Source organism: Pseudenhygromyxa sp. WMMC2535, from assembly GCF_011083025.2.
Genome location: NZ_JABJWV010000001.1, coordinates 5727025 through 5752090, shown reverse-complemented (window position 1 = coordinate 5752090; position 25066 = coordinate 5727025). Strand labels below are relative to the sequence as shown.

14 protein-coding genes and 1 pseudogene are annotated in these 25066 nt (G+C 69.1%); 7 read left to right on the top strand and 8 right to left on the bottom strand.

The genetic code is table 11. The features are described 5' to 3' along the window. Positions 1 to 2 precede the first annotated feature (2 nt). Both G6O69_RS22540 and G6O69_RS22535 read left to right on the top strand, forming a co-directional pair. Positions 3 to 509 carry an ATP-binding protein gene (locus G6O69_RS22540; RefSeq protein WP_172305571.1) on the top strand — a complete coding sequence of 169 codons (507 nt, stop codon included), beginning with the start codon at positions 3 to 5 and terminating at the stop codon, positions 507 to 509. Positions 510 to 549: 40 nt separating this feature from the next. Further along, complete coding sequence (locus G6O69_RS22535; protein ID WP_172305570.1) at positions 550 to 2562, top strand: hypothetical protein; 2013 nt, start codon at positions 550 to 552, stop codon at positions 2560 to 2562. 41 nt (positions 2563 to 2603) lie between these two features. Here the strand turns inward: G6O69_RS22535 and G6O69_RS22530 are convergent, their stop codons facing one another. Continuing rightward, positions 2604 to 4571 carry a tetratricopeptide repeat protein gene (locus tag G6O69_RS22530; protein ID WP_172305569.1) on the bottom strand — a complete coding sequence of 656 codons (1968 nt, stop codon included), beginning with the start codon at positions 4569 to 4571 and terminating at the stop codon, positions 2604 to 2606. Between the two features lie 60 nt (positions 4572 to 4631). On the opposite strand from G6O69_RS22530, the gene G6O69_RS22525 reads away from it, so the two are divergent. Continuing rightward, complete coding sequence (locus tag G6O69_RS22525; protein WP_172305568.1) at positions 4632 to 7532, top strand: PEP/pyruvate-binding domain-containing protein; 2901 nt, start codon at positions 4632 to 4634, stop codon at positions 7530 to 7532. 133 nt (positions 7533 to 7665) lie between these two features. Beyond that, a complete protein-coding gene (locus G6O69_RS22520; RefSeq protein ID WP_172305567.1) occupies positions 7666 to 8826 on the top strand; it encodes a PD40 domain-containing protein in 1161 nt (386 codons plus the stop codon). Here G6O69_RS22520 and G6O69_RS22515 read toward each other — a convergent pair whose 3' ends face one another. Then, on the bottom strand, positions 8827 to 9771 hold the full coding sequence (locus tag G6O69_RS22515) for a sulfotransferase domain-containing protein (protein ID WP_172305566.1): 945 nt from the start codon (positions 9769 to 9771) through the stop codon (positions 8827 to 8829). Between the two features lie 79 nt (positions 9772 to 9850). Beyond that, entirely contained in the window at positions 9851 to 12988 is a 3138-nt protein-coding gene (locus tag G6O69_RS22510) for a hypothetical protein (RefSeq protein WP_172305565.1), read from the bottom strand. A gap of 137 nt (positions 12989 to 13125) precedes the next feature. On the opposite strand from G6O69_RS22510, the gene G6O69_RS22505 reads away from it, so the two are divergent. Then, a complete protein-coding gene (locus G6O69_RS22505) occupies positions 13126 to 14235 on the top strand; it encodes an SUMF1/EgtB/PvdO family nonheme iron enzyme (RefSeq protein ID WP_172305564.1) in 1110 nt (369 codons plus the stop codon). Here G6O69_RS22505 and G6O69_RS22500 read toward each other — a convergent pair. After that, on the bottom strand, positions 14229 to 15140 hold the full coding sequence (locus G6O69_RS22500; RefSeq protein ID WP_172305563.1) for a LysR family transcriptional regulator: 912 nt from the start codon (positions 15138 to 15140) through the stop codon (positions 14229 to 14231). The genes G6O69_RS22505 and G6O69_RS22500 overlap by 7 nt on opposite strands. 157 nt (positions 15141 to 15297) lie before the next feature. On the opposite strand from G6O69_RS22500, the gene G6O69_RS22495 reads away from it, so the two are divergent. Continuing rightward, a complete protein-coding gene (locus G6O69_RS22495) occupies positions 15298 to 16008 on the top strand; it encodes an NAD(P)H-binding protein (RefSeq protein ID WP_172305562.1) in 711 nt (236 codons plus the stop codon). A gap of 184 nt (positions 16009 to 16192) precedes the next feature. Here the strand turns inward: G6O69_RS22495 and G6O69_RS22490 are convergent, their stop codons facing one another. The 4 genes from G6O69_RS22490 to G6O69_RS22475 all read right to left on the bottom strand — a co-directional run bounded on the left by G6O69_RS22490 (position 16193) and on the right by G6O69_RS22475 (position 24831). After that, the gene (locus G6O69_RS22490; protein WP_172305561.1) at positions 16193 to 16759 is read right to left on the bottom strand and encodes a DUF416 family protein; all 567 of its coding nucleotides are present in this window, start codon (positions 16757 to 16759) and stop codon (positions 16193 to 16195) included. Between the two features lie 7 nt (positions 16760 to 16766). Then, complete coding sequence (locus tag G6O69_RS22485) at positions 16767 to 17306, bottom strand: hypothetical protein (RefSeq protein WP_176397029.1); 540 nt, start codon at positions 17304 to 17306, stop codon at positions 16767 to 16769. Between the two features lie 237 nt (positions 17307 to 17543). Further along, positions 17544 to 18071: a hypothetical protein gene (locus G6O69_RS22480; RefSeq protein ID WP_172305559.1), complete on the bottom strand. Its 528-nt coding sequence runs from the start codon at positions 18069 to 18071 to the stop codon at positions 17544 to 17546. A 61-nt stretch (positions 18072 to 18132) separates the two neighbouring features. Next, entirely contained in the window at positions 18133 to 24831 is a 6699-nt protein-coding gene (locus tag G6O69_RS22475; RefSeq protein WP_172305558.1) for an RHS repeat-associated core domain-containing protein, read from the bottom strand. 85 nt (positions 24832 to 24916) lie between these two features. Between G6O69_RS22475 and G6O69_RS42295 the strand changes: the two are divergent. Next, a pseudogene (locus tag G6O69_RS42295) lies at positions 24917 to 25045 on the top strand (tyrosine-type recombinase/integrase); the annotation flags it as partial. Positions 25046 to 25066: the final 21 nt, after the last annotated feature.

Sequence of the window (25066 nt, the reverse complement as noted above, 5' to 3'; positions counted from 1 at the left end):
CCATGCGCACCACGCCCGGAACCTTGCACCTGCTGATCGGCCCCGTCGGCGCGGGCAAGTCGACCTACGCCAGGCGCCGCGCGCTCGAGACCGGGGCGCTCTTTTTCGATCTCGACGCGTGGATGGTCCGGCTCTACGGCGCCGACGAGCGCCCGGCCGAGGGCACCCTCGACTGGTATCTCGAGCGCCGCGAACGCTGCCGCGGGCTGCTCTGGGACACGACCTGCGACGCCCTCGGCTGCGGCGTGGACGTCTTCCTCGAGCTCGGGCTGATCGGGCGAGGCGAGCGTGAAGACTGCTACCGAAGGGCCCGCGCGGAGGACCTCGAGCTGCGCGTCCTCCTGCTCGACGCGCCGAGGGACCTGCGGCGCGAGCGTGTCCTCGCCCGCAACGACGCGCCGGGGCCCTTCACGCAGATCGTCCCGCCGGCTTTCTTCGAGCGGGCCACGGACGCCTGGGAGCCGCCGAGCGCAGACGAGCGCGACGCTTGGGAGATCGTCAGCCTCTGAACCGCCGGCCCGAGCGCATCTCGCGTGCTACCTTGCATCGATGCGCTCTCGCTTCGTGCTCGACTCGCTCTTGAGCGTCACTTGCTTCGCCCTGGCCTGCACGGACGACGCAGACGACACGGGCGACACCCTCGCCGAGGAGAGCGGGACCCAGGACGAGGCGACAGCCGAAGGCACGAGCGCCGAGTCAGAAGATGACAGTGACGACTCGAGCTCCGGCTCCGAATCCGATTCCGACTCCGATTCCAGCTCTGATACCGACGCCGACGCCGACGCCGACGCCGACGCCGATTCCGACGCCGAAGCCGAAGCCGAAGAGAGTGACGAGAGCTCGAGCGAGACCGGCGATCCCCTCGACCCCTGCACCTGCGCCCAGCCCTGGACTTTCGTCGGCGCGCTGACCATCGACGCCGCCAACCCGGCCCAGCTCGAGCCCTGCCTGACCCGCATCGAGGGCAACCTCGACGTCGGCAACGTCGCGGGCCCCGAGGCCCTCGCGGGCCTCTCACACCTGCGCGAGGTCACCGGCCTGACACTGATCGACGACACCCCGCTGACCGACCTCGAGCCCTTCTCCTGCCTCGAGTCCGTCGCCAGCAACCTCTTCATCACCGACAACGACCACCTGACCAGCCTCCACGGCCTCGAGCGCCTCTCCCTGGTCAACAACCTCACCATCCAAAACAACCCCGCGCTCACCGATCTCAGCGGCCTCGAAGGTGAGATCAGCAGCACGGGCTTGCTGGTGTTAGCGAACAACAACGCCCTCGTGCACCTCGACGGCCTCACCGGCCTGAGCGGCGCGTTCAACTCGGTGCGCCTCTACGGCAACGCCTCGCTCGTCGACCTCCAGGGCATCGAGGGTCTGTTCAGCGGCGTCGTCCCCCGCCAGCTCGAGATTCACGACACCACCGCCCTCGTCAGCCTGTCCGGCCTCGAGCAGCTCGTCGACGTCCCCCGCTTGCTGCTCGAGAACGTCGACGGCCTGAGCGAGCTCGACGCGCTCGGCGGCCTCGAGCACATCGGCGACCTTCGCCTGTTCGAAAATGACCTGCTCACCGATCTCGGCGGCCTCGACAGCCTCGCGGCGGTCGAGTGGATGTTCATCCGCGACAACCCAAACCTCACCACCTTGGCCGGCGCCCCCGCGCTGACCGACATCGACCACCTCGAGCTGACCCGCAACCCCGCGCTGGTCGACTTCATGGACCTGAGCGCCGCGGCGATCCAGGCCCAGCGAGTGATCCTCGACGACGATGATCTGCTCACGGGTCTGCCCGAGTTCACGGGCGTCAGCGAGAGCCCCGTGTACCTGAGCATCGCGCGCTGCGACGGGATCGACGGCCTCGAGGACCTCGCCGCGATCACCAGCCTTGGCGGCCTCGAGGTGACCGAAAACCCGCACATCGACTCACTCGCGGGCCTCGAGCAGCTCGGCGACATCAACCGACTGATCATCTCCAACCAGCCGGAGATCACCGAGCTGAGCGCGCTCGCCAACCTCGACACGATCCAAGGCTGGCTCGAGCTTCGGGGCACCGGGCTCGTCGATCTCGCCCCTCTGGCTGGGCTCCAGACCCTCGGCAACCTGTGGCTCGAGCAAAACCCCGCGCTCGCCTCGCTCACGGGGCTCGAGCAGATCAACGTGATCCCGGGCGACGCCAGGCTGTCCGCCAACCCCTCGCTCCTCGATCTCCACGGCCTTTCTGGGCTGCAGGAGGTCGGCGGGGCTCTCGAGCTGGGCGCGTGCACGATCACCGAGTTCAACAACCAGGGCTCGGCCACGGGCACCCCGGCGCTGCACAGCCTCGCCGGGCTCGACCAGCTCGAGCACGCCGAAGGCCTGCTGATCGCCGGAAACTCGCAACTCACCAGCCTCGCCGGCGCCCCAGCGCTGACCAGCGTCGGCGAGCTCGACATTCACGACAACGCCAACCTCAGCGCGGCAGAGATCGACGCCTTCATGGCCGCCATCGACATCTCCGAGGCCAGCGTCTGCGACCTGGGCAACTTCGACTGCGACTGGTGTCAAAGCGGCTTCATCCCCCAGTGATCCGACACTGACCCGAAACTGGACCCCCCCTGAGGGCGCGCTCACTCGCAGTACTGCGCGGCGCCCAGGGAGCAGGCCCGGGCGTAGAAGCGCTTGGCGTCGCGCTTGCTCTTGCGCACTCCCTCACCCTGCTCGTGGAGCTTGGCCATGCCCACGCAGCCAAAGGCGTAGCCCTGATCGCAGCCGCTCTCGTAGCGAGCGCGGGCTTGCTCGGGGTCCGCCGCGACCCCGCGCCCGCGGTGATAGGCGAGGCCCAGCCACACGCAGGCCACGGGCTCGCCCGCCGCACAGGACGCGTCCAGCAGCTCGAAGGCCCGGGCGTAGTCCGGCTCGACGCCGGTGCCGGTGATCAAGATCTGCGCCTCGTGGGTGCAGGCGACGGTCGCCCCGGCCGCGCAGGCCTTGGCGTAGCGATCCACGGCGGCCGCGAAGTCCCTGTCCACGCCCAGGCCGCGCATGTAGTAGGCCCCGAGCACCATGCAGTCTTCGGGCGCGCCGGCCTCGCAGGCGGTCTCGCGCAGGGATCGGCCGCGAGCCCACAGCGCCGCGGCGTCCTCGGCTCGGGCGGGCTCGTCCTCGAGCCAGGTCGCCAGGACCTCGCAGCCTTGCTGATCCCCGAGATCGCAGGCGTAGCGGAAGTAAGCCTCGGCCGTGCTCCGGTCCTGCTCGACCTGCCAGCCGAGGGCAAAGATCTGCCCCGCCAGGGTGCAGCCCGAGGCGCTGCCCTCCTGACAGCCGTAGCGCGCCAAGTCTATGGCGAGCTCCGAGTCCCCGACCTCGCCCTGTGGCCCGTCGATGAACGAGACCGAGAGCGCCGTGCAGGCGTCGGGGCTGCCCAGCTCGCAGCCGCGTCGCCAGTAGCGCGACGCGCCCTGGCCAGGGCTGGGCGACTCCGCCAGGTGTAGGCCGACGCGGTAGCAGCTGCGCCCATCGCCGGCCCGGCAGGCGTCGGCGAGCAGCGCCGCGCCGCCGTCGCGGTCGACGGGGAAGCCCAGGCCCTCGAGGTGCATCCAGCCCAGGTTGCCGCAGGCCACGGCGTCCCCCGCCTCGCAGGCCGTGGCGAAGAGCTCACCGGCCCGGCCGAGGTCGCGCTCGACCCCCGCGCCCAGGGAGTAGAGCAGGCCCAGGCCGCCGCAGGCGTAGGCGTCCCCTGCCCGGCAGCCCTGCTCGTAGAGCGCCGCCGCGGCGGCCTGGTCGACGGCCACGCCGATGCCCGAGACGTGCGCCGCGGCCAGGGTCGTGCACCCCCGGGCCTCGCCGAGCTCGCAGGCCTCGCGCAGCCGCCGGGCGCCGCCCTCGACGTCGGCGGGGATCCCATCGCCGAGCAGCTGCGCCACGCCCAGGTGCACGCAGGCATAGAGATAGCCGCCCGCGCAGGCCCGGTCGTCGTAGCTCGCGGCGAGCGAGGGATCCTCGACGCGGACCAGCTCCCCGCGACCGACGCAGGCCTCGAGGTCCCCCCAGTCGCAGGCCCGGCCGTAGAGCGCATCGGCGAGCTCGAGGTCGGCGGGCACGCCCACGCCCTGGACGTGGAGCAGCCCGAGCGCCGCGCAGCTCGACGCCTGCTCCTGGGAGCACTCCTCGCGCAGGTACTCCACCCCGCGGGCGAGCAGCAGCTTGGACACCCCGGGGTTTTCGAATTCGACGAGCTCGCCCAGGCCCACGCAGGCCCGGCCCTCGCCCGCGTTGCAGGCGCTCTCGTAGAGCCGGCTGGCGCGCTCGCGATCCTCTGGGACGCCGATCCCAAACTCGTAGCTCGACCCCAGATAGGTGCAGCCCCCGGGGTAGCCCGCCGAGCAGGCGCGCTCGAAGAGCGCGACGGCCCGACCCGGATCGCGGGCGGTGCCGATCCCCACGGCGAACATCCGCCCGGCCGCGAAGCAGGCCTCGGGCTCGGCGCTCGAGCACCGGCGCTCGCAGCTCAGGGGATCGTCACAGGCGGCCACCGGCGGCTTGCAGCCGAGGGCCACCAGTCCGAGGATCAGAGGAGCGCTCCGGAGCCTGCCCATGCCCCCCGAGGATACCCGAAGCGCTCCCCTCCGCGGGAGACCGATACAATGCCCTCGCCCATGCCCTCTCGCCCTCGCCTCGTCCCCGCGGCGCTCTCGTGGGCGCTGAGCCTGAGCGCGCCAGCCCTGCTCGCGCCGGGGATCCTGGGCTGCGCCGGCAGCCCGAGCGCGTGGCCGGAGGACGGCAAATTCGACGATCACAGCGTCGCCCGCCTGCGCTCCATCGAGCACTTCGAGACCCTCGCCGCCCGCAACGAGACGGGCGCGGCCGTGGTCAAATTCGTGATCGTCGGGTTTGGAGATCCGCACCAGCAGATCCGCTACCTCGACGGCCGCTTCTACGAGTTTCACGACCAGTGGTACTGGTTTCGCCTCGCCAACGGGCACCGGGTCCCCGGCGCGCGCGGGCGGCCGCTGACGGACCAGCACTTCGAGTCCGTCGCGGCGGTCACCGAGTGGTCTCGGACCAAGCGCGCGCCCTTGCCCCTGGGCCTGCGGACCGTCGACGAGCGGCTCTACTCCGACTACTTCTACGAGATCGCCGTGCACCGAGAGCAGCGCGTGCTGGGCATCGGCACCTTGATCCACCTGCCCGCGCGCAGCCACCCTCAGCCCCGCGAGGCGCTGTGGGCCTTCGAGCTCGAGTACGCCGACGAGGTCGATAGCGGGGCGCTCGAGCGCTTCTTCTCGGCCCTGGGTGAGAGCCTGCCCCCGGCGATCGCCGAGGACCTGCGCTTCATCGCGCGCTCCCCCGCCCAAGAGCAGCTCGTGAACCGCCTGCGCGCCCGCGACAAGCCCCTGGCCGACAAGCTGCTGACCTACGCCGAGCTCGCCGTCCCCGGCGAGATCCAGGTCTACAACCCCGGGCTGATCGCCGGGCGCCTGCGCAAGCTCCCGGCGGATCCTCAGCAGGCCGCGGCGCTGCTCGCCTCCGGGGACGAGGGCGCGATCTGGATGCTCGCTCGCGTCCCCGACGAGCTGCCCACGGGCGCCGGGCTGCTCACCGGCGTGCCACAGACCCCCCTGGCCCACGTCAACCTCCTCGCCCGCGACCGCGGCATCCCCAACGTCTACCTGGGCGGGGTCATGGACGATCCCCAGCTGGACTCGCTGGCCCGGGTGCACGCGCCGGTGGTCCTGCTCGCCGAGCCCGGCGGGGTCCTGCGCATCGAGCCGATCAGCGAGGGCGCCTACGCCCGCTGGCGAGGGCTGCGAGCGAGCGCGCGCGCCCCCACGCTCACCGCCGTGGATCCGGCGGCGTGGCCCTACACTCTCGACCTCGACACGGTCGACCTCGCGGAGGTCCCCGCGCTCCGACCGGCGATCGGCGGCAAGTCGGCCGGCTTTCCCTTCCTGCGCGCGGCCAAGGTCGAACGCCCCGAGCGCCCGCTTGCGATCACCGTGCGCGCCTACGCAGAGCACCTCGCCGCGCTCCGTCCGCTGATCGCCGCGGCCCTCGACGAACCCAGCTTCGACCGTGACGGACGCCTGCGCTACCTGCTGCTCGAGGGCCGCGAAGACTTCGAGCAGCGCTTCTCGAGCGCAGCCGACCGCCGCTGGTTGGCAGACTTCGACGCTGCCCACGAAGACGCCTCGGACAAGGATCCCATCGCGGCGCTCCTGGCCCGCGGCGGCGTCAAGCGGGCGATCCGCGACGCGCCCCTGGACCCCGCGGCCGCGGCCGCGATCACGGACGCGCTCACCCAGCACTTTGGCCACTTCGCCGCCAACCAGGGCCTGCGCTTCCGCTCGTCGAGCACGGTGGAGGACGTCGAGGGCTTCTCTGGCGCGGGGCTCTACGACTCGAACACCGGCTTCTTGCACCCCGAGGCCCAGGCCAGCAAAAAAGACCGCAAGCGCAGCGTGGCCTGGGCGCTGCGCAAGACCTGGGCGTCCTACTGGAGCTTCGAGGCCTTCGAGGAGCGACGGACCGCCGGCGTCGACCACCTCGCCGGCAACATGGCCGTGCTCGTCCACGCCCGCTTCGATGACGCCCTCGAGCGCAGCAACGGCGTGATCACCTTGACCCTCGACCTCGGCGAGGACCGCCGCGGCGCGCTCCAGCGCCCTGCCCCGGCGATCGCCGACATGGAGGTCGACGTCCAGCTGGGCGCCCTGAGCGTGACCAACCCGCCCCCCGAGCGCGCGGGCGAGGTCCTCCCCGAGGTCTCTCGCGTGACCCGAGACGCCCAGGGCCGCGTGGCGATCAACCGGCTCGCCGCGTCCACGGAGCTCCCCGCGGGCGCGCAGATCCTCGACGACGTCGCGCTCATCGAGCTCCTCGACGCGACCACCGCCGTGGCCGAGCGCTGGCTCGCCGCCGAAAACCGCGAGCTCGACCACCCTCGCGCCCGCGGCAGCGTGACCTTGGACCTCGAGTTTCGTGCCCTCGCGCCGGGCTGGCCGGCCTACGCCAGCGGCGAGCAGGCGCCGAGCCGCGTGGTGATCAAGCAGGTCCGCAGCCTGGACCCCGGCCTGCCCGCGGGCAGCGAGCGGCTCCTCGACCAGCCCTTGCCCCGAGACCTCCTCGCCCACGCCGACCGCGTCGAACAACGCAAGTGCCAGAGCGGCCGCGCCTTCGTCCAGGTGGTCGAGCTGTTCACGGATCCCATGGCCGCCCATGACCTCGGCCACGCGAAGGAGCCCTTTCTGGCGCGGATCGGCGTCCGTGCCGAGGGGCTGCCTGGTGGGTCCAGGCACTTCGACCTCGACCACCAGGAGTTCATCGCCGTGAGCCACGGCCGGCTGGACCAGGGCATGCCCTGGTCACTGCGCGTCGACCTCGAGCCCACCGTGGTCCCGGCCGTTGGCATTGGCGTGGACCGCATCGAGCTCGAGGCGGGGTTGCTGCGCCTCTTTCTAGACGGACACCTGATCCTGGAGGAGCCAGCCCCCTGCACCCTCGAGCTGATGCTGAGCACGCCGCAGGTCTACCTGCGCTCGCTGCTGCCCGCTCAATGAGACGCGTGCATATGGCCAAACTTCGGGCCACTTCCAGCAAGCCAAATGCAACAGCGCCACCAGCGCACACTCGTCCCAACCCGCCCCCCTCGGCCCGTGGTCGGTTTCGCCATGGACTGCTAGGGTCCCGCCGATGTCCGCCCTCACGCGCGCCGCCGTCTTGCCCCTGAGCCTGTCCTTGCTCACCAGCTTCGCCTGCAAAGACCAGGTCGACGCCAAGGTCGAGGAGGCCAAGGCCAAGCACGACTACGTCGAGACCCCCAAGCCCCCGCCGGACGAGGGGCCCCCGGTCATGAAGGGCCACACCGCCATCGAGCGCGAGCCCCTGGCCGAGGAGCGCCACTTCGCCAAGCTGCGCCAGCTGACCTTCGGGGGCGAGAACGCCGAGGCCTACCTCAGCTTCTCCGAGGAGAAGCTGATCTTCCAGAGCACCCGCGACGACCTGAAGTGCGACCAGATCTTCACCATGGATCTGCAGGGCAACGACGTGACCATGGTCAGCACCGGCAAGGGCCGCACGACCTGCGCCTACTTCCTGCCCGGCGACGAGCGCATCGTCTACGCCTCGACCCACGCCGCCGCCGACGACTGCCTGGCCAACCCCGACCGCAGCAAGGGCTACGTCTGGAAGCTCTACGACGAGTTCGACATCTACGTGGCCAACGCCGACGGCAGCGACCCCAAGGTGCTCTCGGCCTCGCCGGGCTACGACGCCGAGGCCACGGTCTCGCCCAAGGGCGACAAGATCGTGTTCACCTCGACCCGCGACGGTGACCCCGAGCTCTACCTGATGGACATCGACGGTCAGAACGTCCAGCGCCTGACCGACGCCCCCGGCTACGACGGCGGGGCCTTCTTCAGCCTCGACGGCAGCAAGATCGTCTGGCGAGCCAACCGCCCCGAGGGCGAGGAGGAGCTCGCCAAGTACCAGGAGCTGCGCACCGAGGGCCTGGTCCGACCCACGGCCCTCGAGCTCATGGTCATGAACGCCGACGGCAGCGACAAGCGAGTGATCACCGACAACGGCGCGGCCAACTTCGGGCCGTTTTGGCACCCCGACGGCAAGCGCGTGATCTTCTCCAGCAACCTCGGCGAGGAGAGCGGGCGCGAGTTCGACCTGTTCATCATCGACACCACCGCCGAGAAGCCCGAGCCCGAGCAGGTCACCCACAGCCCCGAGTTCGACGGCTTCCCGATGTTCACCCGCGACGGCAAGCAGCTGATCTTCGCCAGCAACCGCGACCACGAGAAGGACGGCGAGACCAACGTCTTCGTCGCCGACTGGGTCGACTGATCAGGCTCGCATGAAGCGCTCGGCGTAGGGAAAGTCCGAGCCGAGCGCGTCGAGGCCCGCGAGCATCTGCGCGTCGAGGGCCTCGGCGTGGGCCGGGGAGAGAAACTCCCCGCTGTCCCCGGCTCGACCCGCGCGGACCATCTGCCCCCGGCGCGAGCCCGTCAGCAAGGGCATGCGCGGGGGCGCGAAGCAGGACTCGTGGGCCTTCATGTAGGCGAAGCCTCCGCGGCGGACGACCTCGGCCCGCTCCTCGGCGGTGAGCTTCACGTCCATGAGCGCCGCGATCGCGTCCACCGAGGCGCCCAGGTCGGCGCCGAGGTCCGCGTAGAAGAGCAAGCGAGTGTTGGGCCGCTCGCGCCAGCGCCAGTAGCCGTCCGCGTGCGCCGGCCAGTCGGTGATGAAGGAGCCCGGGCGCAGCATGTGCTCGATCCACTCCTGCGGGCTGACGTGCTCGCGCAGGCCAAAGACCCCCGTCAAGAAGTAGTAGGCCGAGACCAGGATCTCCTTGGGGTCCCGGACCACGCACAGGTAGCGCGCCTTGGCTGACCAGGGCACGTAGTCGGCCTCGAGGGCGGTCTTGATCGCCCGCATCTTCGCGGGCGCGCTTGTCCATGGGCCGGGGTCCTCGAGGCCCACGACCCCCGGCATGCGCCCGTCGGGCCAGGGCACGAGGTGGTGAATGTGGCGAAACTCGGCCGCGCCGCGGTTGGCGATCTGGGTGACCAGCTGCATCGCCCAGTTGGTCCCGGACTTGGAAAAGCAGGTCACGAACACGTCGTGGGCCTGGGGCTCGTAGCCGGCGAAGACCGCCGGCTTGCGGTCCTTCGAGGCCATGCGCTGAAGCATCGCCATGAGCACCGGGACGCCATGGCCGAGCCTGCGGCCGGCGCGAATGAACAGCTGCATGGGCAGCAGCGGGCTCAACAAGGGCGCCGTTTCGTGCATCGCTGGTTCCTCTCCCAACCCCGAGGTGGGGTGACTCGAGTCTACAGCAGCGCGCCGGCTCAGCGAGGATCGAGTCGTCTCAGCGCTCGCCCCGCTCATCCGCGACGGGCCTCACCACCTTCGCCACCTTTGCGATCCGGGCCTCGACCGCCGCCGGCGGGACCTCGCGCTGGCGAACCTGGGCGAACTTGTCGGCGAAGCTCTCGGGGTTTCCCCAGCCGGGCTCCTCGTAGCGAGCGCCCGAGCCCGGATCCACGCGGGCGTCGCAAAACCAGCTCTCGAGCGCCGGCGGCTCCGCCCGCGGATCCGCGGGGATGCTGGTGTGCACGTGGTCCGCAGGCACGCGCAGATAGGCCCTATCTGCGCTATCGCCACCCGCGCCGAGATAGGAGGCGAAGGCCATGGCGCGCTCGTCGAGGCGCAGTCCCACGGCGGCGCTGTCGACCGCCACCGCGCCGGGGGCCAGCAAGAAGCGCTCGAGCTTGCTGCGCACGACCACCGCCCGCAGCGCCTGGCCGCGGCCAAGGACGCTGTCGACGATCACACAGTCGCGCACGCTCCCATCCTCGGGGACCCGCGAGTCCCCGGCGATCCAATTGCCAAAGCGATCGCGGCGGACCTCGGCCGGATCGTCGAGCAGCGCCAGGGCCCGGGCAAAGTCTCCGCGCGCGCCGGGATCGACCAAGCTCGCGTAGACCGCCCGGGCCTGGGCGAGCTGGCCGATGTCCCCCCAATACAGGCCCTCGCCGAGGTCGATGGCCGCGATCCGCAGGGGATGGCCGCGCTCCGCCTCGATCCGCCCGCGCAGCATGCGAACGCGCTCGTAGAAGTCGGGGCAGCGCTCGAGCAGCGCGCGCAGGGCCGGATCCCGGGCTCGCTCGGCGGCCCAGGCCGCGGGCTCGTGGGTCAGGGCCTCGAAGAGGTAGCCGTCGACGTCGAGCCAGCCCGAGCAGTCGGCGAACACCGCCTCGGCGTGGCGCAAGAACAGATGCGAGAACGCGGGGCTGCCCGTGTGCACGTGGGCCCGGGCCGCGTCGCTGCTGTCGGGGTCGAGGCCCAGGCGCGCGAGCAGCTCGGCCCGCGGGCGCCGGCGCAGCTGGGTGATCAGGTCGCCGGTCTGCGGATCCACGTGCAGCCACTCCTTGTTGCGAGCGAGCTCCTCGGTGATCGGCGAGGACGCGCCAAAGCGCAGGGCGTCGACCTGGCTGAGATCGCGGTCGAGGGCCGCCAGCGCCCGGGCGGCGATCTGCGGCTCGTCTCCCCACTTCCAAGCCACGCCGCGAAAGCCGAGGCGCTCGAGGGTGTGGGCGATCAGCGTCCAGGTCCACAGCGACGCGGTCGCCCCCTCGAGCCGGATCGGGCCGTGGGGGCCGCGGATCCGCAGCGGTACGGGCAGCAGCGGCTTGATGCCGTGCAGGCGCTGGGTCAGCGGGCTCAGGCGCGTGCCCTTGCCCGGGAGCATGATGCCCAGGGCGACGCGATCGCGGTCGAGGGCCCCCTCGGCGTGGTGCGCCCGGTGGGCGTCGAGCAGCCCCAGCAGCTGGCCGCGGCGCGTACGCTCCTCGTGAACGAAGATCTCGCAGCTCCCGTCGGCGCAAAAGAGCGCCGGGCTCAGGGCCGCGAAGCGCTCGGCGATCGCCGGTCCATCGCCGCTGTTGACGATCGCCAGGACCTGCGCCGGCCCGGCGCAGCGCGGCGCCAGCTCGCGCAAGGCCGCGAGGTTTCGCCACAGCCCCGCCTTCGCGCCTTCGCGCTCACCGTCATCGTCATCATCGGCGCGAGCCCGCGGCGTCTTCGCCTGCGCCGACGCCTCCTCCACGCCCCGCGTCTCATCGCCCGCCGGGGCTCCACCTGCGGCCTCGGGATTCGCCGCGTCGAGCTCTCCTGCGCCGGGGATCCAGACCTGCAAGACCTCGACCTCGCCGCGGCCTTCTCCGTCGTCATCCCCGTCCCCCTCTCCCTCATCACCCCCCGCCTCGAAGCACAACATCGCCGCCCCCAGCTGCGCCGGCAAGAGCAGCGACTCCCCTGCCCCGGCGCTCCCCCACGGCTCGGACTCCCCCTCGAGCACCACCGCGACCCGCCCACGCAGGACGTGCAGGGTGCTCACCGAGTCCGGCCGGGCCACGGCCACGCGCTGGCTCGGCGTGGGTCGCAGGTGCTCGACCACGAAGGCCGGGCAGGCGATCGAGCGCCAGGCCCCGGGGCGCCCAGGGATCGCCCGCGGCGCGACCACGAAGTCCGCCGGGTCACTCGCCTCGAGGTTCATGGTCGAGATCGCCTGCTCGATGGCCAGCTCGCGCATGGGGAAGCGCAGGTGGTCCCAGGCGCGAAAGGTCGGCCCCGGGCGGCGAACCTCGAGCACCAGCATCGAGCGCCCCTCGAGGTTGCCCAGGGCGTGGACCTCGGCCGAGGGCGTGCTCGCGCTGATCGCCTGCGGCGGGTTGGCGTTGAAGATCACCTGACCCGGCTCGACGGGCAGCGCGTTGAGTCGGCCCAAGGTCCGGTGGACCAAGGCCACGAGCTCGCCCAGCCGCTCGCCCAGGCGCGGGCGGTCTTCGGCGCGGCGCAGCTGCGGCGCCAGGGCATCGACCAGGGCATCCACCGGCCCGCTCAGACCCGCGGCCAAGCTCGCCTGGAGCGCGCGCGGATCCACCTGCGGATCCAGGAGCTCGAGCAGCGCCTGCTGACCCTGGCGACCGGCGAGCAGCTCCGCCGCGAGGGCCTCGCCATCCACCCGCTCGCGAAAGCCCAGGCGCAGCGTGGCACCGGGCTCGCGCTCGATGACGACATAGACCTCGGGGCTGGCCGGCGGGTGGGTCTGGACCGAGAGCAGCGCCGCCACGTCCAGGGTCTTGGGCAACAGCGGCAGCCGCGGACCGTGGGCCGCGAAGAGCTCCGCCCCGAGCAGCTCCGCCCCCACGAGGCCGAGCAGCTCCGGCAAGGGCATGCTGGATCCGTCCGCGAAGACCACCGTCGAGGGGTGGGCCGCGGCCTCGGGATCCGAGGGATCCGCCGCGACCTCGAAGGCCTCGCCATAGCGTGTTTCGCCCGCGTCGGCGTCCAGACCCTTGTAGCGCAGCAGCGCTCGCCCGCCCCACGGCCGCTCGACGAGGTTGTCTCGGCGCAGACGGATCGGGCTCGCGCACAGGGCACGCGAGGCTGCGCGATCACCCGCGCGCAGAGCAGTTGCAAAGGTCGCCTCGTGCTCGCGCATGCGCCCAGAGTATCGCGGCAGATCCTCGACGCGACGAGCAGCCAAGCTCGACTTCGCGCAGCTTCGCCCGCGACCCAATTGCGACGCATACTCGGATCCTGCGCCCTCGCGCTGCGCGGGCACCTTGGAGACTGAACATGCGTCTGAAACCCAACCCTCTCGCCCTGACCCTGCTGCTCTTGCCCCTCTCGCTGTCCGCCTGCGCCGATCGGGTCGGCTTTGGCGAAGACACGACGGCCGACGACGAGATCGGCGGAAGCGGCGAGAGCGAGACCCTCGACGGCTCCGAGGACAGCCAAGACACCCTCTCCACGGGCTCGGGCGAGAGCGAGAGCGAAGGCGAGTCCGGCTCGGCCGACACCAGCTCCGAGTCCGGCTCCGGACCCGACACCAGCGAGAGCGAGTCGGGCTCCGAGTCCCTCGATACCAGCTCCGAGTCCCTCGACACCAGCTCCGAGTCCCTCGACACCAGCGAGAGCGAGTCGGGCTCCGAGTCCCTCGACACCAGCGCCGAGTCCCTCGACACCAGCGCCGACACCGACCCCGGCCTGTGCGCGGGCGCCTGCGGCAGCCCCGGCTGCGGCGACTGCCCCGAGGGCCCGCACGCCGACGTCGGCGGCAGCTACGAGATCGACGCCACCGAGGTCCGGGTCAGCGACTACGCGCTGTTCATCGACGCCGCCTACGACCCCGCCGCGCTCCCCGAGACCTGCGCCTGGAAGGAGGGCTTCGTCCCCGACAACTGGACCACCCAGCTCGACGACGACCTCGCGCTGCCCGTGACCTACGTGGACTGGTGCGACGCCTCGGCCTACTGCGCGTGGTCCGGGGGCCACCTGTGCGGGCGCATCGGTGGCGAGCCCGCGGCGCTGGACGAGCTCGACGACGGCAACCAAAACGAGTGGTACCGGGCCTGCTCCAACGGCGGCACCCAGGAGTACCCCTACGGCGACAGCTACGACACCGCGGCCTGCAACGGCACCGACCTCGGCGTCGGCGAGAAGGTCCCCGTGGGCTCCCTGGAAGGCTGCGAGGGCGGCGTGAGCGGGATCTTCGACATGAGCGGCAACGTTTGGGAGTGGACCAGCGCCTGCGAGAGCGCGGCCGACACCCCCGACAACGACGAGCAGTGTCGCTACCGCGGCGGCTCCTACTTCTCCGGCGAGACGGTGCTGCGCTGCGCCGTCGACGGGACGCGCGCCCGCGACTTTCGCAACAGCAACACCGGCATCCGCTGCTGCTACTGATCCGCGTCCCCCACATCACCGAGCCGGGCGGCGATGCGCTCGAAGACCACCCGGATCCGCCGGCTCGTCCGCAGCTCGCGGTGGCAGGTCAGCCACGAGGGAAAGACGAAAGGAGCGATGTGCTCGGGCAGCACCCGGCGCACCAGCGGCTCGGGCTCGCCGACCTCCTCCATCATCGCGCACATGCCCACGCCCTGCTTGACCAGGGCCCACTGCACGAGGTGGTTGGCGCTGCGCACCGGGAAGCGCTCGCGCCCGACCTCGAGCCCGAGGGTGGCGAGGGCCGCGATGAACTGCCCGACCTCCTCGAAGCCGATGATCTCCGCCCGCGCCGCCAGCTCCTCTGGGGTCTGCGGATCCCCGATGCGCGCGAGGTAGTCGGGCGAAGCGTAGAGCCACGCGCGGCTGTCCCGGAGCTTGCGGGCGATCAGCTCGGGGCCCTGCGGGCGAAAGTTGCGGATCGCAACGTCGGCCTCGCGGCGCTGGAGATCCGTTGTCTGGTTGGCGGCGACGATCTCGATCTCCAGCTCGGGGTGATCCCGGCGCAGCTCGGCGACGACCCCCGGCAGTAGATAGGCCGAGATGACCTCGCTGGCCGCGACGCGCACGACCCCCGCCAACGCCAGGGACTGACCCGCCGCCGCCAGCGACACCCGCGTGGCCGCCTCGGACATGGCCCGGACGTGCTCGACCAGCTCGAGGCCCGCGGCCGTCAGCTCGAGGCCCTTGCCCACCCGCTCGAACAAGGTCACGCCCAGCTCCTCCTCGAGGGCGGCGACCTGACGACCGAGGGTCGGCTGCGCCACGCCCAGGGCCCTTGCGGCCGCCGAGAAAGTCCCCTCTTCGGCCGTCACGAGGAAGGCCCGGGCCCGGTTCCAGTCAAAGGCGACGCTCTGCCAGTCCATGCAAAACCGCATGGTACCGATGCAGATATCGAAATTGAACCTTCATCCTCGCATGGCTATCTCTAAAAAGCGCGAGGGAGACGAACTCGCGTGATGTCCGCCGCGCGCATCGCCCCGCGCGTCGACAGCGCTCCTCGGGCGAATCGGAGTCAACGAGATGGAAAAAGTCTGCATCATCGGCGCCTCGGGCAAGCTCGGGCAATACATGATCGAACACGCCCTGGCCCGCGGCTATGAGGTCGTCGGCGTGTGCCGGGCCCAGAGCGTGGACAAGCTCGCCCGCTTCGCCGACCGGATCACCGTGGTCCCGGGGGCGACCAACGATCCCGCGGTGATCCAGCGCGCGGTCGCAGGCTGCGACGGCGTGCTCACGGTGCTCGTCCCCTGGGGCGTCCACGGCTACTCCACCGGCACCGCCCAGGCGGTGCTCGACCACGCCGAGCCCCACGCCCGGCTGATCTTCTCGTGCGGTTGGCACATCACCCGCGACGGCAAGGACCGCTACGGCCTCGGCTTTCGCGCCTTCGTGTGGCTCTTTGGATTGATCGCTCGACTCGTCCGCGCCGCCGACATCGACGACCAAGTCGAGGCCTGCCAGCGGATCTTCGCCAGCGACCGGCGCTGGACCGTCGTGCGCGGCAGCGGCCTCGAGGAGGGCGAGAGCGAGGGCCTGCCGGTGTGGAGCCGCCACGTCGGGGATCCGGTGCTCGCCAGCAACCTGACCCGCCGCGTGGACTTTGCCCTGTTCATGGTCGAGGCCCTGCGTGACGATGGGCTGGTCCAGGAGACGCCAGCGATCGTCGGCCGCCGCTCGCCCTCGGCCCAGGGCTACGCGCCGGATCACGGGCAGCAGGCGCTCGCGGCCTAGACCCGCACCAGGTACGCGCCATGGGGTCGAAGTGGACGCGGCCGTGGGCATGAAGCCCGAGGGATCCGTGCGCGCCAGCGGCTGGTTGAGGACTTGGGGTTCGGCCTGGCCCATTCAGGTCTTCGAAGGCCTCTGCTTCCTGCCTCATGGGTCTTGTATCGTAGCTCCGGAAACCGAGGGGGCCCTACTCTTTGTGCATTTTTTTCAACTGATCAAGTGTCAATTCTCCTGAATTCCACTTCTGAGCCAGGAGGATACCTTCATTCTGACGACTTACCTCTGCTTGCATCAACTCATGTTCCGACACCCTTGCATCTCGATTGAATGTTCGAGCGCCAGTATCAGCCTTCTCGTGTATTCCCATGTCGACACTGTCAAATGCGAGAGATGAGATATCGAGGCACAAAGACTCGTCTTTCGAATCCGCAAATTGAAGAGTCAGTTCGATGGCTGCGGAGGCATCGAGTGCTCGAGATGCGTTGGTGGAGCAGAAGTCTTCGGTTTCTGGCTCTTGATCTGCCACTAGACTAGTCATTTTCTCGATTTTTTCTTTCGAGATTTCTTGACCTGCGAGGTGGCTCCAGAGCATGTCAAGTGCATTGCGCAGCACTTTTACATCTCCCCACCCCTCAGCTGTACTAAATTCATGGTAACGAGGCAGCATTCGTTCACAGCATGATATGGAGAACGCAAGTTGCTCGGATGCGTTGAGTTCTTTTATTTTGTTGAATATGTCTTGTTTTTTCGGCATGTCTTTCCTACCGTAGTGGGCTCAGGGTTTGAACTCCCTCAGCTTTGAGAGAGGATGCGCAATTTCCACATGTTGGTCGGCTTGCAGCGGTTCCTGTAGGCGTCAAGCCAAGTTCCCGGGCTGTGGCCAGCCCTGTTGTTTCTGCATGTCCAAGGCCAATCCCTTCAATTTCGCCTTGGTGAAGAGCCGCACGCTGGGATGGACGTAAGCTGCGTTCGCTAGAGCTGACTATCCGCGTTCCTTCTTTTGTCTCCGTGACAGCAATCGTTGTTCGCCGGCGTGTTGGTTCAGGAACGAGATCATGGATTTCTTTTGCTCGGGTAGCTGCATCAACATTTCCCTTCTTCCCTTTACGCTTAATGGACCCCGCGATCAAGATCTCCCCGCCGTCCTCCGCCAGTTCCCGCACCGCCTTGCGCTGCCCTACGTGCAGGATCCCCCAGCGCAGCGCGCCGCCCACCATCTCGACGTCTCCCGAGAGGAAAAACATCGCCAGCTCCACCGAGACGACCACGTGCGTCGGTGGGTCTTGCATCGTAGCGATCACGCGTGCGCCTGCCTCCTGTGAGACCTCCAGCCGGCGCCGCTCTTGCGAGGGGTTCTCCCGCCGGACCATGGCGTCGGTGAAGCCCTGGAATGGCGGGGCGTTGAGTTGGCGCACGATCCCCGCGCCGCGGGCTCGGGCGCTGTCGTGGAGCTGCTGGATCTGCGCTGCGCTCGGGCCGATGTCGCAGGCTTGCTGATCCGCCCGCGCGCTCGCGCTGCCGCCTCCACCAATGCGTCTTTATACATGTAAAACCATTTTTAGTGCATCTGGCAGGTTTTGTATGCTCCTGGACTTCTGCTCGAGATCAGGGGGAAGCCTGGGAACTGTGTCAATCATGTCGAGCAGTTCTAGTCGCCGCTCCTCGCCCAGGAGACCATCGAGTAAGATGACCGCAGCCAAGTATCGTTCTTCGTCACTTGCCGTGGCGAGATTGTTTTGTTCAATCAGAATCTCAATTTTTCCATCTTTGAGCCGATAGAGTATGTACATCCATGGGCTTCCGTCGATAGCTATTTCTCCTCCGTCATCGCCTTCGATCGTGAAGCGAAGCATGTCCTCTCGTGGAGGTTTTGCAGGCAGAGGAGACCAGCCTTTCATATGGGGTGCCCGTGACACAATTTTTCGTGTCACGGCGAGAAGATCGGAATTTCCGTCGGGAGAGATGGCAATAAAAAGACCGTCATCATCTGAGGGGCCGATTTCCCAGGATAGATCTCCCAGGGCTTCGAGTTTTTCGCTAAGCTCGTCACAGAGAGCTTCTGTCATGTTGCAGCTAGAGAAACGGTGCGAGGCTTGACTGAACCACGTCCAAAAAAAATCTATTTTCTCATTTGGAGGGAGGTTTGATTCCATTTTCTTCCCAGTCCTTCATGCGGATCTCATTGCGTTTGTTGTCGAGGCTGTCAAGCCCGCCCTCTTTGTTCATGGCACGCTGTTCGGCTTGGCGCCCCGCAGAATTGTCGCTTGCATCATAGACGTCGAGTATTTCAGCATTTCGTCGGTCCCGGCCGTCTCGACGACCACGCCTTGATGGTTTTGACTGTTTTGTGCGTCCAATATAAGCTTTCCCGCTAGGTGTGTCACTTCCATCTACCCGATAGATTTTTCCTGTTTTTTTGCCTTGAGATTTCTTGACGGACCCCGCGATCAAGATCTCCCCACCGTCCTCCGCCAGCTCCCGCACCGCCTTGCGCTGCCCCGCGCGCTGGATCCCCCAGCGCAGCGCACCGCCCACCATCTCGACGTCTCCCGAGAGGAAAAACATCGCCAGCTCCACCGACACGACCACGTGCGTCGGCGGGTCTTGCATCGTGGCGATCACGCGTGCGCCTGCCTCCTGTGAGACCTCCAGCCGGCGCCGCTCTTGCGAGGGGTTCTCCGGCCGGACCATGGCGTCGGTGAAGCCTTGGAGCGGCGGGGCGTTGAGTTGGCGCACGATCCCTGCGCCGCGGGCTCGGGCGCTGTCGTGGAGCTGCTGGATCTGCGCTGCGCTCGGGCCGATGTCGCCGGCTTGCTGATCCGCCCGCGCGCTCGCGCTGCCGCCTCCGCCGATGTCGCTTTGTTGGGCTTGGCCGCTGCCGGCGACGCCCTCGGCGGTGCGCGTGCCGACCACGGGCACGGTCATCTCGAAGCCGAAGTCTTGGGGCTCCCTGTCGCTGCTGCTGTCGGGATCGGTGGACGCGGCCGTGGGCATGAAGCCCGAGGGATCCGTGCGCGCCAGCGGCTGGTTGAGGACGTAGGCGTAGCGGTTCCAGCCGCTGCTGCTCAGGGGATCCACCACGAAGGGATCTGCGGAGGCCATCCGGCCCAGGTGCGGGTCGTACATGCGGCCGCGCATGTGCAGCAGGCCGCTGTCCGACTGGGCTTCGTGGCCGGTGTAGCCGCGGTTGATCGGGCTGAGCGCGGCGAATTCTTCGGGCAGGGTCCAGTCTTCGGGGTCGCGGGCCTTGCCCCATAGGTCGTAGGACTGGCGGTGCTCGAGCACGCCCGCCTTGGAGCTCAGGGCGTCCGTCGAGCCGAGGTGATCCACGTGGATGTAGTGGGTGTCGCGCGTGGCTTCGAGGTCGCTGTGCGTGTCGACGACGTCGGCGATCAGCCGTTCGGGGCCGGGGATGTAGTAGTGGTGCTCGGTGGTCTCGGCGGTGCGCTGGCGTTGGTAGAGATCCGTGACGTAGATGGTTTCGCGGGGGCCGCCCTGGGCTTCGGCGTAGCGGTAGACCCGGGTCTGATCGGCGTCGTACTCGAGCTCGGTGAGCAGGTTGTTTTCGAGGAGCTGGGCCGGGGCGTCGAAGGCGGTGTAGGTGATCTTCAGGGTCTCGCCGGGGGCTTCGCGGGCGAGGAGGTTGCCCTTTGGGTCCCAGGTGTGGGTGCGGCCGTCGGCGTAGGTCAGGCGTCCGTTGGCGTCGTAGTCGTAGGCGCCGCGATCGCTGGCGAAGGCGAGGTTGCCGAGGGCGTCGTAGGCGAAGTGGCGGACGTGCTCGCTGCCGGACTTGGTGGTGGTCGTCTGGATCGGGCGGTGGAGGTCGTCGTAGCTGAAGACTTCGGACTGAGCGCCGAGCAGGTCTTGGCGGCGCAGTAGCGTGCCGTCGGGGTTCCAGTCGTAGCGCAGGTTCTGGAGGTCTCCGCCGAGCAGGGAGTGGGTTTGGATCTGCTCGACGAAGCCGCGCAGGGGGTCGTAGCTGCGGGTGGTCTGGGCGCCGTTGCCGAGGCGCTCGGTGCTGATCTGGCCGGCTTGGGTGAGGGACTCGAGGGTCCACAGCGGGGCGTCGTCGGAGCCGCGGCGGACTTCGACGAGGTCGCCACTTTGGGCGTGGAGGTTGCGGATCCAAAACGGCTCGCTGAGCTCGTTTTCGGGGTAGTGGATCTCGGCGAGGCGGTCGTGCTGGTCGTAGGCGAAGCGCAGGGCGAAGGGCTCGCCGGCGATGACCTTGGTGAGGGCGCTGAGGCGGCCGTGGGGGTCGTAGTCGTAGAGGTCTTCGTGGCCGCTGGGGCTTTGGGTGTGGGCGAGGGCGCCGATGAAGGTGGTGTCCCAGGTCCAGGTGGTCTGGCCGTCGGGGTCGTCGCGGGTGATGAGGCGGCCGAGGCCGTCGTGGGTGAAGGTGGTGAGCTGGTCGTTGGCGTCGAGGATGGCCTTGAGCTCGCCGTGGCCGTTGTAGGCGTAGCTGCGCGGGCCTTCGCTGGGGTCGTGGCTGTGGGTGAGGCGGCCGAGGTCGTCGTAGGCGAAGGACTTGATGGTGGGTGGGGCTTCGCCGGCGGGGAGGTCGATGCCGGTATGGGGAGTGATGCAGTTGGGGCGGACTTGGGTGAGCTGCTCGAAGCTCGAGTAGTCGAAGCACAGGCGCTCTTCGTCGGGGGAGCCGAGGGCGCGGACGCTCTCGACGAGGCGCAGGGCGCCGTCGTAGCGCAGGCGGGAGGCAGTGCCGCCGAGGTCGTGGTGGAGGACTTCGTGGCCGGCGTAGTCCCAGCGTTCTTCGCTGAGGTCTGGGAGGAGGTGGCGGACGAGGCGGTCGTCGTGGTCGTAGAAAAAACGCTCGTAGCCGTCTGGGAGGGTGCCGACGAGGGTGGGGAGGGACTGGGCGATGTGGTGGCCGGCTTGGTCGTAGCGGCTGTGGGTGACGCGCTCGAGGCCGTCGGCGAAGAGGGCTCGCTCGTGGATGATGCGGCCGAGGCGGTCGAGGGCGAGGCTTCGGTGGCCGTGGCCTTTTGTGGTTTGGCGGAGCTCGAGGACGGGGGCGTCGGGGTCTTGGTCCGAAAGCGCCGCGTAGCTGAAGGTGATGTCGTCGCCGCGGGGGTCGTCGCCGGCGAAGTGGCGCAGGGCGGTGACGTGGCCGAGGCCGTCGTAGTTGGCGACGAGGCGGAGGTTGTTTGGGTCGCGGGTCTCGGTGAGTACGCCAAGGCCGGGGTGCCAGCGGAGCTGTGTTTGGTGGCCGAGGGCGTTGGTGGTGGAGATGGGGAAGACGCCGTGGTCGTCGAACTTTGTGGTGTCCGTGCGGACGATGCCGTTGCCATCGATGGCGGCGCGGGTGACTTCGTTGCCGTGGGCGTCGTAGGCGTAGCCGGTGACGAGGCGGAGCTCGGCGTCGTTTGGTTGGGTCTCGTGGTGGAGCAGCGCGCCGGTCTCGGGGTCGTAGGCGGCGATGGACTCACGCGTGCGGATGGGAATGCCCGGCTGCTCGAAGCTCAGGATAGTCTTCGTGGGTAGGCCCAGGAGCCAGGTCTCGGCGTCGTTTTGGTAGCTGGTCTGGGTGCGGTAGGTGAAGGTCTCGCTGCCGGTGGAGGTCGTGCGCGTCCAGTGGGTGGGGTTGCCGAAGTCGTCGAGGGTGAAGGCGGTGTGGACTTCGCGGGTGATGCGGTGGTCTTCGTCGAGCTCCGTGAGCGTGCAGAAGTCTTCTTCGCAGGCGTCGAGTTCGTAGCGGCTGGCGAGCGTCTGGGCGGCGTAGGGGAGGTAGCTTCCCGAGTCGGTGGTGTGTGTTTTGAAGCTGTGGCTGGTGACGCGGACGACGTGGCGGCCGGTCTCGGGGGCTCGGCGGTCCTCCATGACCTGCCAGGGCATGCCCGCGAAGGGGAAGGCGTGCAGGTCGTCGTCGTAGCTGGGGTCGAAGCGGACGAGCCGGCGGTAGATGGGGAGCGCGTCGCGCCACTCGGTGGTCTCGTGGAAGCGAAAGCCCAGGCTGCGCTGGGCCTCGCGGTCTCGCCGGGCGGTGCCGTAGCGGTGCGTGAAGGTCTGGGGGGCGTCGCTGATGCCCGAGTCGACGCGGTGGGCCTCGACGAGCAGCCGGGGGCAGCGGTCGCAACGGGCGGGGTAGAGGCAGTTCGGACTATCGAGCTCGGCGTCGGCGTAGTCCTCGGGGGCGTCGATGTCGGCGCTCGCGCGGTAGTCGACCTCGATGCGCGCGCCCAGGCCGTTGGTGATGGTCTTCAGCTTGTCGGGGACTTCACCGGCGTGCGTGCGCAGCTGCCAGCTGCTACCCAGGAACACGCCGGGGTCGTGCAAGCCGTCGCCGTCGAGGTCGAAGGCGCCCACGCTGTGGACGTTGGATGCGAACTCTTGAACCGGGCTGTGAAAGACCTCGGGGTGCTCGTGCAGGACGCCTTGGCTGTCGAGATTGAAGATCGACCAGTTCCAGGTGTCGTCGTTGGGATCGCTGACGGGGGAGAGCAGATCCAGGCGACCGTCGGCGTCGTAGTCGAGCACGCCCGCGGCCAGGAAGCGGCGAAAGCCGCCTTTGCCGGGCTCGGGGCTGAGCAGCAGCCAGCCGCCGTCGACGAAGCCTGCGCCGGTGTTGCGCCACAGACGGATGCCGCCCTGCTCCGCCCAGGGCGGATCCGTGACGACGATCGTCTGCATGAGCACGCCGAGGTCTTCGGCCGTGTCGCCGGAGACCAGCTCATAGCGGAGGATGTCCGAGAGGCCGTCGCCGTCGATGTCGAGGATCTTGTCGAGGCCGAAGCCTTGCATCGAGCGGGGGAAGTCCTCGTCGAGGTAGGCGTCGTTATAGTGGGCGGTCAGGCTGGGACGCCAGCGTTGCGCGAGGTCGGGTGGAAGGCCGGTGTCTTCGAGCGAGAGGCTCCAGTCGCCGGGGTCGAGGCGCAGGGCGTGGTAATTGGGCCACTTCGACGAGGGGATCCAGGCGCCGAGCTGCGCGTCCCAGGTGGGGATTACCAGCAGTGAGGCGAGGCCATCGCCGTCGTGGTCGAGGGCGAGGAGCTTGTCGTAGACGGAGCAGGGCTCGCCGCTGTCGACGACCTGCTCCGAGATGAACCCTTCAGTGGGGAGGTTGGGGGTGAAGTGCCAGGTGCCGGTGCCGAGCTCGGGCTCGTCGAGGGCGTTTGGCAGCGAGTCGCCAGCGCAAAAGAGCAGGTCTCCGAGGCCGTCGCCGGTCTGGTCGTGGGCGGTGAACTGCCAAATGGGAGAGACGCCGGGGTCGAACTCGACTTGCTCGACGCCGCCCTCTGGGCGGGCGAGGGCGAGGTAGAAGGCGCTGCCGGCTGGTGGGGCGCCGCCGAAGTAATTGATGGAATCGCCGAGGCCGACGGCGTCATCGCGGCCGTCGCCGTCGATGTCGGCCGCGAAGAGCGGCGGCGTGGCCGGGGCGAGGTCGTCGTAGCTGGGGCCGGCGAGCAGGCCCGAGATGGGGTCTTCGTGGACGAGGTAGTGACCCAAGCCGAGGCATTGCGCGAGGTCGTCGTCGCGGGTGCTGCACGGGGCGACGGCCGTGTCGGCGTTGGGCTGAGAGGTCCAAAGCTCCCAGCCGCGGCCTTCGGGCGCGGGAGTGTTGGACTGGCCGACGGCGAGCAGGAAGTCGCTGCGGCCGTCGCCGTTGGCGTCGAGGATGGTCTGGGCGAGGACGCGGGGAGCGAGGGTGTTGGGCGTGTCGGACCAGATGCTGGCGAGGTAGGGCCAGGCGTATTCGATGGCGAAGTTCGTCTGCTGGGGGACGGTGTCGAAGTCGAGGGAGCCGGCGGTCCACGCGAAGGTGGTGTCTGGCCGGCAGACGCCTTGCGCGTCGCACTGACGGACGGCGTGGAGGAGGCTGCGGCCCGTGATGGAGGGGGTGTCGTAATCGAGTTCGTAGCGGTGAACGAGCTCGCCCTCGGCGAAGGTGCTCAGGGCCGCGAGGCGCTTGGTCTGGCGCTGCGGCGCGCCGAGGCGCCAGCCCTGGGCCGGGTCTGGGCGGTCTTCCCACTCGAGGCGGACGTGGCGGGTGAAGGCGTGGAGCGTGGTGTGGCCGCCGTACTCGAGGCTGGTCAGCCAGCGCTCGACGTCGGCCTCGCCGTCTTCGAGGAGCTCGGTCTCGTTCGTGTAGTTGAGGGCGTAGACGTTGCCGAAGCGGTCGCGGCGCTCGGCCAGAGACCAGCTGGCGAGGCCGCGCGGATGCAAGGCGACGGCGTCCCGGCGGCAGCCGTAGAGGTCGATGGTGCCGTCACTACGCCGGACCTCGAAGCCGAGACCGCCAGCACAGGACTGCTTGCTGTCCTCGGCGTGGGCGATGGCGCGGACAGACGAGAGGTCATCGCGCTTGGGCCGGTAGCGGGCGCCGGGCTGGAGGTGCTCGCCCTCGACGAGGCGCAGGCGCTGCCCATCGAGGCAGAGCGCGTCCTCGTCATCGAGGTGGACACCGCGAAAGTAGCCGTCATCAGCGAGCGTCCGCGGACAGCGGTCGATGGCCGACGCCCCCGAGAGCGCCCAACCAACGCCGAGCCCACCGTCCCCGCGCTGGCTGTCGTACTCGAGAGACAGCACCGGCGCGAAGCCGCGAGCAGCCGGCGGAAGCGCGAGCGGAACGCTGTAGCGCGCAGCCCCCCGATCATCGACCACAAAGGTCCCGGGCAGCGTCCCGACGGGCGAGGAAGCAGTGAGCTGAGGCGCGCTCTCAGCCAGCGGACCCGCGAGGGTCAAGCGCTGGACAAAGCTCGCCGCCAGCGACGTCGCACCAACCCGCGGCGGCAGCACGAGCACCACCACAAGACCGAGGAGCGCGAGCAGCGAGTTTTGACGGGCTCGACTCGGCTTCACGGCCTGCATCGCCCAAGCATCGCCGATCCCTCCCAGGAGATCAGTGGCAAACATCTTCAGTCACCCAAGACAACAACACGTTCACGCAGAGGCTTCGCACCTGGCCATGCGCGGTATACCTGCCCGAGTCATCCAAGAACTCGCGGGGCATACCAGCTTGATGACCACGGAGTGCTACATGCACCTGGCCCCGGGACTGACCCACGCTGCGATCGCTTCGCTCGAAGCTCCCCCACCGGTGGGG